Annotated in this window: 13 protein-coding genes; all 13 read left to right on the top strand. The window is 61.7% G+C overall.

The annotated features are described in order from the left end of the window. Nucleotides 1-36 precede the first annotated feature (36 nt). The 13 genes from D1Y85_RS13065 to D1Y85_RS13005 all read left to right on the top strand — a co-directional run bounded on the left by D1Y85_RS13065 (nt 37) and on the right by D1Y85_RS13005 (nt 13,006). Entirely contained in the window at nt 37-807 is a 771-nt protein-coding gene (locus tag D1Y85_RS13065; RefSeq protein WP_124151477.1) for a ParA family protein, read from the top strand. 34 nt (nt 808-841) lie between these two features. Then, a complete protein-coding gene (locus tag D1Y85_RS13060) occupies nt 842-1,729 on the top strand; it encodes a ParB/RepB/Spo0J family partition protein (RefSeq protein ID WP_124151476.1) in 888 nt (295 codons plus the stop codon). Nucleotides 1,730-1,775: 46 nt separating this feature from the next. Further along, the gene (locus D1Y85_RS13055; protein ID WP_246024902.1) at nt 1,776-2,906 is read left to right on the top strand and encodes an SLC13 family permease; all 1,131 of its coding nucleotides are present in this window, start codon (nt 1,776-1,778) and stop codon (nt 2,904-2,906) included. 296 nt (nt 2,907-3,202) lie between these two features. Continuing rightward, nucleotides 3,203-3,778, top strand: a complete 576-nt coding sequence (locus D1Y85_RS13050) for an ATP synthase subunit I (protein ID WP_124151475.1) — start codon at nt 3,203-3,205, stop codon at nt 3,776-3,778. A 190-nt stretch (nt 3,779-3,968) separates the two neighbouring features. Continuing rightward, nucleotides 3,969-4,820: a F0F1 ATP synthase subunit A gene (gene atpB, locus D1Y85_RS13045; RefSeq protein ID WP_124151474.1), complete on the top strand. Its 852-nt coding sequence runs from the start codon at nt 3,969-3,971 to the stop codon at nt 4,818-4,820. Between the two features lie 66 nt (nt 4,821-4,886). After that, complete coding sequence (gene atpE / locus D1Y85_RS13040) at nt 4,887-5,156, top strand: F0F1 ATP synthase subunit C (protein ID WP_028203308.1); 270 nt, start codon at nt 4,887-4,889, stop codon at nt 5,154-5,156. Between the two features lie 140 nt (nt 5,157-5,296). Then, on the top strand, nt 5,297-5,767 hold the full coding sequence (locus D1Y85_RS13035) for a F0F1 ATP synthase subunit B (protein ID WP_124151473.1): 471 nt from the start codon (nt 5,297-5,299) through the stop codon (nt 5,765-5,767). A 2-nt stretch (nt 5,768-5,769) separates the two neighbouring features. Continuing rightward, a complete protein-coding gene (locus D1Y85_RS13030) occupies nt 5,770-6,309 on the top strand; it encodes a F0F1 ATP synthase subunit delta (protein ID WP_124151472.1) in 540 nt (179 codons plus the stop codon). 57 nt (nt 6,310-6,366) lie between these two features. Continuing rightward, nucleotides 6,367-7,908, top strand: coding sequence for a F0F1 ATP synthase subunit alpha (gene atpA / locus D1Y85_RS13025; RefSeq protein ID WP_124151471.1), 1,542 nt, complete (start codon nt 6,367-6,369; stop codon nt 7,906-7,908). A gap of 94 nt (nt 7,909-8,002) precedes the next feature. Beyond that, the gene (gene atpG / locus D1Y85_RS13020) at nt 8,003-8,884 is read left to right on the top strand and encodes a F0F1 ATP synthase subunit gamma (protein ID WP_124151470.1); all 882 of its coding nucleotides are present in this window, start codon (nt 8,003-8,005) and stop codon (nt 8,882-8,884) included. A gap of 89 nt (nt 8,885-8,973) precedes the next feature. Further along, nucleotides 8,974-10,368 (top strand): F0F1 ATP synthase subunit beta, encoded by a 1,395-nt coding sequence (atpD, locus tag D1Y85_RS13015; protein ID WP_124151469.1) that lies wholly within the window; start codon nt 8,974-8,976, stop codon nt 10,366-10,368. A 132-nt stretch (nt 10,369-10,500) separates the two neighbouring features. Continuing rightward, complete coding sequence (locus D1Y85_RS13010) at nt 10,501-10,926, top strand: F0F1 ATP synthase subunit epsilon (protein WP_124151468.1); 426 nt, start codon at nt 10,501-10,503, stop codon at nt 10,924-10,926. Nucleotides 10,927-11,263: 337 nt separating this feature from the next. Continuing rightward, the gene (locus D1Y85_RS13005; protein WP_124151467.1) at nt 11,264-13,006 is read left to right on the top strand and encodes an AMP-binding protein; all 1,743 of its coding nucleotides are present in this window, start codon (nt 11,264-11,266) and stop codon (nt 13,004-13,006) included. Nucleotides 13,007-13,296 lie beyond the last annotated feature (290 nt).

The raw sequence follows: 13,296 nt of genomic DNA, 5'->3' as shown, positions 1-13,296 counted from the left end.
CAAACCTTCTAAGGCAGTAAAAGGGACACCCGAAAGATGGCAAAAATCTTCTGCGTTGCGAACCAGAAGGGCGGCGTCGGCAAGACGACGACTACGGTCAATCTCGCCGCGAGCCTCGCATCGCAGGGACAGCGTGTCCTTCTCATCGATCTCGACCCGCAGGGCAACGCCACGATGGGCAGCGGCATCGACAAGGCCGCGTGCGAGAACACCGTCTACGAAGTGCTGGTGGACGGTGTCACTGTGCCGGACGCGCGCAAGCGCCCGGAGGCCGTGGGCTACGACGTGCTCCCAGCGAATCGCGAACTGGCTGGCGCCGAGGTGGAACTGGTGTCGGTGGAGCAGCGCGAGCGCCGCCTCAAAAACGCGCTGGCCGAAGTCGACGCCGATTACGACTTTGTGCTGATCGACTGTCCGCCCGCGTTGTCGCTGCTCACGCTCAACGGCTTGTGCGCCGCGCACGGCGTGGTGATTCCAATGCAGTGCGAGTACTTCGCGCTCGAAGGACTCTCCGATCTCGTCAACACGATCAAGCAGGTCCACGCGAACATGAATCGCGAACTGAAGGTGATCGGTTTGCTGCGCGTGATGTTCGATCCACGCATCACGCTGCAGCAGCAGGTGTCGGACCAGTTGAAGGAGCACTTCGGCGACAAGGTTTTCGACGCTGTGATTCCGCGCAATGTGCGCCTCGCCGAGGCGCCCAGCTACGGGCTGCCGGGCGTGGTGTTCGACCGTGCGTCGCGCGGCGCGCAAGCCTACGTCCAGTTCGGGGCGGAAATGATCGAGCGGGTGCGCGCACTCTGACGCTCGCGGCGGCCAACGGGATAGAGGAAGCACGATGAACGCAGTAGCACGGAAGAAGGGGTTGGGCCGCGGGCTGGAAGCGCTGCTTGGCGGCAGTGCGGACATTACCGACGCGGTGAAAATCGACGGCGCGCCCAACACGCTGCCGCTCACGAAGATGCAGGCGGGCAAGTACCAGCCGCGTACCCGAATGGACGAGGGCGCGTTGCAGGAACTGGCCGCGAGCATCCGGGCGCAGGGGCTCATGCAGCCGATCCTGGTCCGGCCGGTCGACACGGATCGCTACGAGATTATTGCGGGCGAGCGGCGTTTCCGGGCGGCGCACCTCGCGGGGCTGACAGAAGTGCCGGTCCTCGTGAAGGACGTGCCGGACCAGGCCGCCGCCGCGATGGCGCTGATCGAGAATATCCAGCGCGAGGATCTCAATCCACTCGAAGAGGCGCAAGGCATTCAGCGCCTGCTCGACGAATTCCATTTCACACACGAACAGGCAGCGGAGTCGGTCGGTCGCTCGCGCCCTGCGGTGTCGAACTTGCTGCGTCTGTTGAATCTCGCAGCGCCCGTGCAGACCATGCTGCTCGCGGGTGATCTCGACATGGGCCATGCGCGCGCGCTGCTGGCTGTCGATTCCGCGACGCAGATCACGCTCGCGAACCAGGTCGTCAACAAGCGCATGTCGGTGCGCGAGACCGAAAAGTTGGTGTTGACCACGACGAAGGCCGCGCCCGCGGTGAAGGCGAGGGCGGCACACGACGGCGGTCGCGACACACGGCGTCTCGAAGAAGAGTTGTCCGACCTGCTGGCCGCCACAGTGAAGATCAAGTTGGGCAGGCGGGGGCGCGGCCAGTTGACGGTCGATTTCGGCGACCTCGACGCACTCGACGGCATTCTTCTGCGCCTGCGTGGCGAAACCGCCGCCTGATGCGGCGACTTCGCATTCACACGTCGGTCCACCAACAGTGAGGCAGATTCAAGCAGCCACGCAGGGGCGCCTGCGCCGGGTTCTGGCGTTCGCAGCCGGCGAGCCGGTGCTGGCCATCCTTGTCGCGGCGCTCGTGCTGCTCCAGCTTTTCGCGCCGCGCGCGTGGACATCGCTGCCGGCGCTCGTCGACTGGCAGACGGTGATGACGCTCGCGGGCCTGCTTATTCTCACGAAGGCTATCGAATATTCAGGACTGCTGACGTGGGCCGCGCATCGTCTCGTGCATCACATCCATTCCGAGCGCGCGCTGGCGTTTTTGTTGATCGCGATGGCCGCTGCGCTCGCGACGGTGGTGACGAACGACGTGGCGCTCTTCGTGGTCGTGCCGCTCGTGCTATCGCTGCACAAGCTGACACCGTTGCCGCTCAAGCGTCTCGTGATCGTGATCGCCCTCGCAGTCAATGCCGGATCGGTACTGACGCCGCTTGGAAATCCGCAGAACCTGTTTCTCTGGCAACTCAGTGGCGTTGCATTTACCCGCTTCGTCGTGGTGCTTGCGCCGCTCTGCGCGCTGTTGATGGCCATGCTATTTGTGCTGGTCGCGTGTCTTTTCAAGCCGCGACCGCTCGATCTATCGACGGACATCGAGCCACATCCGGTCGACCGCGCGCTTGCGGCGGTCACGCTGCTGCTCTTTGTTGCGTTCGTGTTGCTTGCGGACACACATCGCGCTGGAATTGCACTCGCTGGCATCGCCGCCGGATTCCTGATCTGGCGCACGCGCATCGTGTTGAAAATCGACTGGCTGCTACTGCTGATTTTCGTGCTGATGTTCATCGTTTTGCGCAGCGCTGCCGCGCTGCCGTGGATTCACCACCTGATCGGCGACCTCGAGTTGCAGACGCCAATGCGGTCGTATGTCGCAGCCGCCGTGCTCTCACAGGTCATCAGCAACGTACCGGCAGCGATCGTACTGTCGGGTTTCACGCACGACTGGCGCGCGGTGGCCTTTGGCGTGAGTGTTGGCGGCTTTGGCGTCGCGATTGGTTCGCTCGCGAATCTGATCGCCGTGCGCCTCTCGAACGAGCGCGGCGTATGGCTGCCGTTCCATCTGATTTCGCTGCCGTTCTGGATAATTGCGCTCTTCGGTGGCGCATTGCTGCTGCATTTTCTCTGACAGCGGCGGGGCCGATTCGCCGCTCCAGGTGAGAAAAACGACGCCGTCTGGATCAACAGACTGCAACATTTTTCGCCACTTTACAGCTTGCGTTGCCCCCTGGAAGAAGGCGTTTTTTCCATATCATGAACTGCCATTTCACGGCGTCATTGGGCGGCCTAAAGTCTTGAATTGGCTGCAACTATCGCTTACAATCGCCCGGATTTACTTGGTTGGCCGCGCTGTAAGAGCGTTGTAATAAACGCGTAAAGTGCAAACGGCACGCGAACTAGAAGCGAACATCCGGAATTGCTGCGATGGTGGATCTGAGGACAAGTGGAGCGCCGCAGGCGCAAGAAGAGTCCGACCGATCGCAACACGGGGCGGGTGCTCGCGGCAACGAACGGGGTGCATCACGAATTGCCGCTTCGCGTGAGGATCACAACGCGCAGTGGGACGCCGACCAGCAGCAAGATAATAACGACATCGTTCCGCTCACCCGGACTGAAGCCGAGAAGCTCTTCGGTCCACAGGTGAGTCGCCCATCGCGCGTCACGCCTTTTCGGGTCGTGGCAGCGCAATTGGTTTTGTCCCTTGTTGCGACGCTGGTGTGGTGGCTGTTCTACAAGCCGCCGGGTGCTGCTGCGCTATCGGCGTTTCTGGGCGGAGCGATCTGCTGGTTGCCGGGTGCGCTGTTCGCCGCGCGCCTCAAGCAGCTCAGCGGTGCCGGCACCGTGATGAACTGGATGCTCGGCGAGGCTTTCAAGATGGGGGCGACGATTGCGATGTTCGTCGCCATCGCGATCTGGTATCGAGAGGTGCAGTGGATTCCGCTGCTCGTCACTTACCTGATCGCGCTCAAGACTTACTGGATCGCGCTTGCGTGGCGCTGACCGGCCGCTGACTGTGCTTTAAACTGCGGCGCCGCACTGCGGACGCCGAAACAGCAAAGCGCAGCAGAGCGACATGCGGACAGCAGACGTGCTAGTTTGACTCGATCCTGCGGCGGCGTGTTCCCGCAATACAGTATTGCGGCGGGAACGGCCTAAAACGATTTTCGACAATTTGGGTGGCTTTAACGATATGGCAGCTAGCGAAGGCACGCGCACTCTGGATCCGTCCGAGTACATCGCGCACCACTTGCAGAATTTTTCCACCTCGCATCAGACGTCGATCGTCGATTTCAGCGTCTGGAACATCGACACGCTGTTCTGGTCGATTCTCTGCGGCCTCGTGACCATCTTCTTGTTGCGCCTCGCCGCGCGCAAGGCGACTTCGGGCGTTCCGGGCCGCTTCCAGTGCGCGATCGAGATGCTGGTCGAGATGGTCGAAGACCAGTCGAAGTCCATCATCCACGGCAACCGCAAATTCATTGCGCCGCTAGCGTTGACCGTTTTCGTCTGGGTCGGGCTGATGAACTCCCTCGACTTCATTCCTGTAGACCTTCCGGGCCGCCTGATCGGCTGGCTCGGCCTGTCTGAAGTACTTCCGCACCAGCGCATCGTCCCGACCGCCGACCTTAACGGCACGTTCGGCATCGCGCTCGGCGTGTTCGTACTGATGATGTACTACAACTTCAAAATCAAGGGCGCAGGCGGTTTCGTTCACGAACTGCTCTCCGCTCCGTTCGGCGCACACCCGCTGCTGTGGATCCCGAACCTTGCACTCAACATCATCGAGTTCGTCGCGAAGACGGTTTCGCTCGCCCTGCGGTTGTTCGGCAACATGTATGCGGGTGAACTCCTGTTCCTGCTGATCGCCCTCCTGGGCAGTCTGTGGAGCTTCGGTGCGGACGCGACGGTGCTTGGCTTCATCGGCCACGTGATTGCGGGCAGCGTCTGGGCGATCTTCCACATCCTGATCGTTCTGCTGCAGGCATTCATTTTCATGATGCTGACGCTGGTGTACATCGGCCAGGCACACGACAGCCACTAAGGTGGCAGTCGATACGAATTGCAGTTTTAAATCCCCAGTTCCAGAAAATCTCACAAAGGAGTAATCATGCAAGCTTTCATCGCCAACATCCAGGGTTTCACCGCGATCGGTATCGGCATCATCATCGGCCTGGGTGCTATCGGCGCCTGTATCGGTATCGGCCTGATGGGTGGCAAGTACATCGAAGCCTGCGCGCGTCAGCCTGAGCTGATGAACCCGCTGCAAACGAAGATGTTCCTGCTGGCTGGTCTGATCGACGCGGCGTTCCTGATTGGCGTGGGTGTTGCAATGCTGTTCGCGTTCGCCAACCCGCTGCTCTCGAAGCTCGCGGGCTAAGTTCCCTGGAAGATTGCGTCTGACCTATAACCATAGTTGGGCGCATGGCGGAACGGGTGACGAGGCGCTGATCGAGTTTCACAACCGATGAGCGCCTTGCCGTTTCAATTCCCCGGAATAGCAACGATTAAGGAAACACCGTGAATCTCAACGCAACCCTGTTTGCGCAAATGGTCGTGTTCCTGATCCTCGCGTGGTTCACGATGAAGTTCGTGTGGCCGCCGTTGATCAACGCCCTCGACGAGCGCTCGAAGAAGATCGCTGACGGCCTCGCAGCCGCCGAAAAGGGCAAGACGGAACTCGAAGCAGCGCACAAGCGTGTTGGTGAAGAACTGGCGCAGGCCCGCAACGAGGGTCAAAGCCGTATCGCCGACGCTGAAAAGCGCGCCATGGCAGTCGCCGAAGAAATCAAGGCTCAGGCGCACGCGGAAGCAGCGCGCATCGTCGCCCAGGCGAAGGCCGACGCCGACCAGCAGGTCGTCAAGGCACGCGAAGCACTGCGTGGCCAGGTCGCCGCTCTCGCCGTCCAGGGCGCAGAGCAGATCCTGAAGCGCGAAGTCGACCAGTCGGCACACGCCGACCTGCTGAATCAACTGAAAGCCGAGCTCTGATCATGGCCGAACTTGCAACCATCGCCCGCCCGTACGCAGAAGCGCTGTTTGGCGTGGCCGAAGCTGGTGACGTCGCCGCCTGGTCCACGCTCGTCGCGGAGCTGGCGCAGGTTGCGGCCTTGCCCGACGTGCTGTCGGTCTCGTCGAGCCCGAAAGTCAGCCATGAACAGGTCGTCGATCTGCTGTTTTCGGCGGTGCAGTCGCCGCTGAAGAATAGCGCCGAGGCGAAGAACCTCGTGCAGATGCTGCTCGCGAACCGTCGCCTCGAACTGCTGCCGGAAATCCGCGAACAGTTCGAAGCGCTCAAGAACGCGAAAGAAGGCGCAGCCGATGCATTGATCGTCAGCGCGTTCCCGCTCGAAGGCGCCCAGTTGAACGACCTCGTCGCCAGTCTCGAACACAAGTTCAAACGCAAGCTGAAGCCTACCGTTGAAGTCGACAAGTCGCTGATCGGCGGCGTGCGCGTCACGGTCGGTGACGAAGTGCTCGATACCTCGGTCCGCGCGCGGCTCGCCAGCATGCAGGTGGCTTTGTCTGCCTGAGCGCCTTGATCGGCGCGGCAGCTGGCACGCAACAGAATTGAACATCAGGAGCGAATAATGCAACTCAATCCCTCTGAGATCAGCGAGCTGATCAAGAGCCGGATCCAGGGCCTTGAAGCGAGCGCAGACGTTCGCAATCAGGGCACCGTGATCTCCGTGACCGACGGTATCGTGCGTATCCACGGCCTGTCGGACGTGATGCAGGGCGAAATGCTCGAATTCCCGGGCAACACCTTCGGCCTCGCGCTGAACCTCGAGCGCGACTCGGTGGGCGCGGTGATTCTGGGTGAGTACGAGCACATTTCGGAAGGCGACATCGTCAAGACGACGGGCCGCATTCTCGAAGTTCCGGTCGGCCCGGAACTGATCGGCCGCGTGGTCGATCCGCTCGGTAACCCGATCGATGGCAAGGGCCCGGTCAACGCCAAGATGACCGACGCGATCGAAAAGATCGCCCCGGGCGTGATCTGGCGTGAAGGCGTGTCGCAGCCGATGCAGACGGGTCTGAAGTCGATCGACTCGATGGTGCCGATCGGCCGTGGCCAGCGTGAGCTGATCATCGGCGACCGTCAGTGCGGCAAGACCGCCGTGGCAGTCGACACGATCATCAACCAGAAGGGCAAGGACCTCATCTGTATCTACGTCGCGATCGGCCAGAAGGCTTCGTCGATCCAGAACGTGGTGCGCAAGCTCGAAGAAACGGGCGCGATGGCCTACACGATCATCGTTGCCGCTTCGGCTTCGGAATCGGCTGCCCTGCAGTATCTGGCACCGTACGCCGGTTGCTCGATGGGCGAATACTTCCGCGATCGCGGTCAAGACGCGCTGATCATTTATGACGACTTGACCAAGCAAGCCTGGGCATATCGTCAGATCTCGCTGCTGCTGCGCCGTCCGCCGGGCCGCGAAGCCTATCCGGGCGACGTGTTCTACCTGCACTCGCGTCTGCTCGAGCGCGCCGCGCGCGTTTCGGCCGACTACGTCGAGAAGTTCACGAACGGCGAAGTGAAGGGCAAGACCGGTTCGCTGACGGCACTGCCGATCATTGAAACGCAAGCCGGTGACGTGACCGCGTTCGTTCCGACGAACGTGATCTCGATTACCGACGGCCAGATCTTCCTGGAAACCGACCTCTTCAACGCGGGTATCCGTCCGGCTATTAACGCCGGCGTGTCGGTGTCGCGTGTGGGTGGCGCGGCGCAGACCAAGGTCGTGAAGAAGCTGTCCGGCGGTATCCGTACCGACCTCGCGCAGTACCGTGAACTCGCAGCGTTCGCGCAGTTCGCATCGGACCTCGACGAAGCGACCCGCAAGCAGCTCGAGCGCGGACGCCGCGTGACGGAACTGCTCAAGCAGCCGCAGTACCAGCCGCTGCAAGTGTGGGAACTGGCCGTCGCGCTGTTCTCGGCGAACAACGGCTACCTCGACGACCTCGACGTGAAGGACGTCCTGCCGTTCGAGAAGGGCATGCGCGAATACCTGAAGACGAGCCACGCAGACCTCGTGAAGCGTATCGAGGACTCGAAGGACCTGTCGAAGGACGACGAGAACGCGCTCCACGCGGCTCTCAAGGACTTCAAGAAGTCCGGCGCATACTGATCCGTCCGGGAATCATCCAACGATAAACGGACATTGAGGCAAGGCGGTGCGTAGCAGGTGAGGCGCCCGCCTCGCTTCGATCAAGGAGCAAGCAATGGCTGGAATGAAGGAAATTCGCGGCAAGATCAAGAGCGTGCAAAACACGCGCAAGATCACCAAGGCGATGGAAATGGTCGCGGCATCGAAGATGCGCCGCGCCCAGGAGCGCATGCGCGCCGCCCGCCCGTATGCCGACCGGGTCCGCGACATCGCTGCGCACATGAGCCGTGCGAATCCCGAGTATCGTCATCCGTTCATGACGGAAAACAGCGATGCGAAAGTGGCCGGCGTCATTCTCGTCACGACCGACAAGGGTCTGTGCGGCGGCATGAACACCAACGTGCTGCGTGCGACGCTGCAGAAGTTCAAGGAACTCGAAGCCGAAGGCAAGACCGTCGAAGCGACGGGTATCGGCAGCAGGGGCCTCGGCTTCCTGAATCGTCTGCGTGCGAAGGTTGTTTCGAACGTCGTGCAGCTAGGCGATACGCCGCACCTCGAGAAGCTGATCGGCGCGGTGAAGGTGCAGCTCGACCAGTACGCCGAGGGCAAGCTCTCGGCGGTGTATCTTGCGTACACGCGCTTCGTCAACACGATGAAGCAGGAGCCGGTGATCGAGCAGTTGCTGCCGCTGTCGGCCGAACGCCTCGAGAGCAACGACGACGGCACGACGCCGAAGTCCGCGTGGGACTACATCTACGAGCCGGACGCGCAGACCGTTGTGGACGAACTGCTGGTTCGCTATGTGGAAGCACTGGTCTATCAGGCCGTTGCGGAGAACATGGCGTCGGAGCAGTCGGCACGGATGGTGGCGATGAAGGCCGCGTCGGACAACGCGAAGACGGTCATCAACGAACTGCAGCTCTCGTACAACAAGAGCCGCCAGGCCGCGATTACGAAGGAACTTTCGGAAATCGTCGGCGGCGCAGCAGCGGTCTGACCGGGCGCAGTGGACAAGCGACGAGTGCGAAACCGCGCCGCCGTGCATCGGTGGGCGAGTGAAGAATTCAGGTATCTAAAGGAAAATCGATGAGTACAACTGCTTTGGTAGAAGGCAAGATCGTACAGTGCATCGGCGCGGTGATCGACGTGGAATTCCCGCGTGAGCACATGCCGAAGATTTACGACGCGCTGATCCTCGAAGGGACGGAACTGACCCTCGAAGTGCAGCAGCAGCTCGGCGACGGCGTGGTCCGTACGATCTGTCTGGGTGCGTCGGACGGTCTGCGCCGCGGTGTCGTGGTCAAGAACACGGGCAACCCCATCAGCGTGCCGGTCGGCAAGCCGACGCTCGGCCGCATCATGGACGTGCTCGGTCGCCCGATTGACGAAGCCGGCCCGATCGCGAGCGAAAAGACGCGCTCGATCCACCAGAAGGCGCCGTCGTTCGACGAACTGTCGCCGTCGTCCGAACTGCTCGAAACGGGCATCAAGGTTATCGACCTGATCTGCCCGTTCGCAAAGGGCGGCAAGGTCGGTCTGTTCGGTGGTGCAGGCGTGGGCAAGACCGTCAACATGATGGAGCTCATCAACAACATCGCGAAGGCGCACGGCGGTTACTCCGTGTTCGCGGGCGTGGGCGAGCGTACCCGTGAGGGCAACGACTTCTACCACGAAATGAAGGACTCGAACGTTCTCGACAAGGTCGCGCTCGTGTACGGCCAGATGAACGAGCCGCCGGGCAACCGTCTGCGCGTCGCGCTGACCGGCCTGACGATGGCCGAGCACTTCCGTGACGAAGGCCTCGACGTGCTGTTCTTCGTCGACAACATCTACCGTTTCACGCTGGCCGGTACCGAAGTGTCGGCACTGCTCGGCCGTATGCCGTCGGCAGTGGGCTATCAGCCGACGCTGGCTGAAGAAATGGGCAAGCTGCAAGAGCGTATTACGTCGACGAAGACCGGCTCGATTACGTCGGTTCAGGCCGTGTACGTCCCTGCGGACGACTTGACCGACCCGTCGCCGGCTACGACCTTCGGCCACTTGGACGCAACCGTCGTTCTGTCGCGTGACATCGCCTCGCTGGGTATCTACCCCGCAGTCGACCCGCTCGACTCGACCTCGCGTCAGATCGACCCGAACGTCATCGGCGAAGAGCACTACTCGATCACGCGCGGCGTGCAGCAAACGCTGCAGCGCTACAAGGAACTGCGCGACATTATCGCGATTCTGGGCATGGACGAACTGTCGCCGGAAGACAAGCTGTCGGTCGCCCGCGCACGTAAGATCCAGCGTTTCCTGTCGCAGCCGTTCCACGTCGCGGAAGTCTTCACGGGCTCGCCGGGCAAGTACGTGCCGCTCAAGGAAACGATCCGTGGCTTCAAGATGATCGTCGAAGGCGAGTGCGATCACCTGCCGGAGCAGGCGTTCTACATGGTCGGCACGATTGACGAAGCCTTCGAAAAGGCCAAGAAGATCCAGTAAAGGTTGAGTTGCAGGCATTGCGGCGCAGCGCTTCGTGGTTGAAGCGCCGTCGCAACTACTCAACCCGTGCTGTGCATGGGATCGGAGTAGGCGCTAAAGCGCCAGCTCCGATCGACACAGGAGTCGACACATATGGCAGCAACCATCAAGGTAGACGTCGTCAGCGCCGAAGAGAGCATCTTCGACGGCCAGGCGAAGTTCGTCGCGCTTCCGGGCGAGGCGGGCGAGCTGGGCATCCTGCCGGGTCACACGCCGCTGATCACGCGGATTCGTCCGGGTGCGGTGCGTATTGTCTCGGCAGAAGGCGAGGAAGAGTTCGTGTTCGTCGCCGGTGGCATTCTCGAAGTGCAGCCGGGCGCCGTGACGGTGCTCGCCGACACCGCGATCCGCGGCAAGGACCTCGACGAAGCGAAGGCCGCCGACGCGCGCAAGCGCGCTGAAGAGGCGCTGCAGAACGCAGGCTCGAACCTCGAGTACGCAACGGCGCAGGCGGAACTCGCCTACGCGGTCGCGCAACTCGCGGCGATCCAGCGCCTGCGCAAGATGAACCAGCATTGATCTGGTGCGCATGCGGCGCTTATGCGTCGCAGAGCGCGAACGGAGAAGGGCTCCCAATGGGAGCCCTTTTCTTTTTTGTGCGTCCGATTAGTGTGCAACGGAAAACGCCACTGCGCCAGTCTGCACGCCGATAGCGAAAATTGCGAGTGGCACTTGACGTTTACGGAAAGGTAAGGCGAAATCACTCCTTCGTGTCCGTTGATGACGTCTTCGACGGCCTCGACCGCAGCCCGTACGTTGCGGGTAAAACTTGATGCCGTCGCGCCTGGCGCTGGTGGCAGAATGTTTTTCAAATACTTTTCATTCGGGAGCGAGACTCCTGGAGGAGACAGGCACCATGGCAATCGACGCAGCGGGTGCGCGCGAAGCGCTCATCGCGCCGAAAGACGGGCTTTCCTACGTGCGCGGCACGACCGCGACGCCACTCAGCGACGCGACCATCGGCGCATTCCTCCTTGAAACCGTTCAACGGTTTCCCGAGCGGCCGGCTGTCGTGTTTCGCGAACAGGGCATCCGATGGACCTGGCGCGAGTTTGCCGATGAAGTCGATGTGCTCGCCGCGGGCTTTCTTGCGCTTGGCATCGTGCCGGGCGACCGTGTCGGTATCTGGTCGCCGAATCGGGTCGAGTGGCTGCTTACGCAGTTCGCCACGGCTCGCATCGGTGCGGTTCTGGTCAACATCAATCCCGCCTACCGCCTCGCCGAACTCGAATACGCGCTGAACAAGGTCGGCTGCAAGGCGATTGTCACGGCCGAGAGCTTCAAGTCCACGAAGTACCTCGAAATGCTGCAGACGCTGGCCCCCGAACTGGCGAATGCTACGCCCGGCGATCTGCGTGCCGCGCGCTTGCCGGATCTGCGCGCAGTAATCCGCATGTGCGACACCGAAACGCCCGGCATGCTCAATTTCGGCGAGCTGGTGGAGATGGGGCGCGAGCGGCTCGAGCGGACCGGCAAGGCGGAACTGGACGGGATCAGCGCGACGCTTTCCGCAGACGATCCGATTAATATCCAGTTCACGAGCGGCACGACGGGCAATCCGAAGGGCGCCACGCTCACGCATCGCAACGTCCTCAACAACGGGCGCTTCATTGCGATGGCCATGCGGCTCACCGAAGCGGATTCGCTCTGCATCCCGGTGCCGCTCTATCACTGTTTCGGCATGGTGCTCGCGGTGCTGGCTTGCGTGTCGGTGGGCGCGACCATGGTGTTCCCCGGCGAGGCGTTCGATCCGCGCGCGACGCTCGAAGCGGTATCGGAGGAGGGATGTACTGCGCTGCACGGCGTGCCGACCATGTTCATCGCCGAACTCGATCACCCGGACTTCGCGAGCTTCGATCTGAGGCACTTGCGCACCGGCATCATGGCCGGCTCGCCGTGTCCGATCGAGACGATGAAACACGTCGTGTCGAAGATGCATCTCGCGGAAATCACGATTGCGTACGGCATGACGGAGACGAGCCCGGTGTCGTTCCAGAGTTCGACGACCGATCCGCTCGATAAGCGCACGACCACGGTCGGACGCATCCAGCCGCACCTGGAGGTGAAGATTGTCGATCCGCTTGGCAACATCGTGCCGGTCGGCGTTACCGGGGAGCTTTGCACGAAGGGCTATTCGGTGATGCGCGGTTACTGGGGCGATGACGCCAGGACGGCGGAAGCGATCGTCGATGGCTGGATGCACACGGGCGATCTCGCGACGATCGACGCGGACGGTTACTGCAACATCGTCGGGCGCATTAAAGACATGTTGATCCGCGGCGGCGAGAACATCTATCCGCGCGAGATCGAAGAATTCCTGTTCAGGCATCCGAAGGTGCAGTCCGTGCAGGTGTTCGGCGTGCCCGATGCGAAATACGGCGAAGAGGTCTGTGCGTGGATCGTGCTGCGTCCCGGCGAAGAGGCGAGTGCGGAGGAGATTCAGGCGTTCTGCCAGGGGCAGATTGCCCACTACAAGATTCCGAAATACATCCGGTTCGTGAACGAACTCCCGATGACCGTAACGGGCAAGGTGCAAAAATTTGTAATGCGCGCGCGCATGATGGACGAACTGAAGATCGGCGAGCAGAAGACGGCGTGAGCGAGACAGCCCGCGGTGACGCGCAAGTGTGCCGCGGGCGATGCGCCGCGATGCCTGGGAAAGCGAAGGATTGCGAAGCAGACGGGACGTTAATCCCAAAACGCAGACGAAAAAAAAGCGGGCCTGGAGCCCGCTAAAAACCACACGCTACGGGGTTAGCGCGAGGAGACCAAAGGAGGAGCCGGCAGTGGGACGTGCTGCACACGCCGGTCACGGCTCCAGCACAGATGCCCCTTGAGAGAGCTTCGGCGTGATGCCGACTGGCCGGTGATTCGTGTACACAAACTCAC

The sequence above is a fragment of the Paraburkholderia dinghuensis genome (genome assembly GCF_003837865.1).
Taxonomy (GTDB): domain Bacteria; phylum Pseudomonadota; class Gammaproteobacteria; order Burkholderiales; family Burkholderiaceae; genus Paraburkholderia; species Paraburkholderia dinghuensis.
Note: the sequence above shows the minus strand (reverse complement) of the source record. Positions and strands in the feature narration are given on the sequence as shown.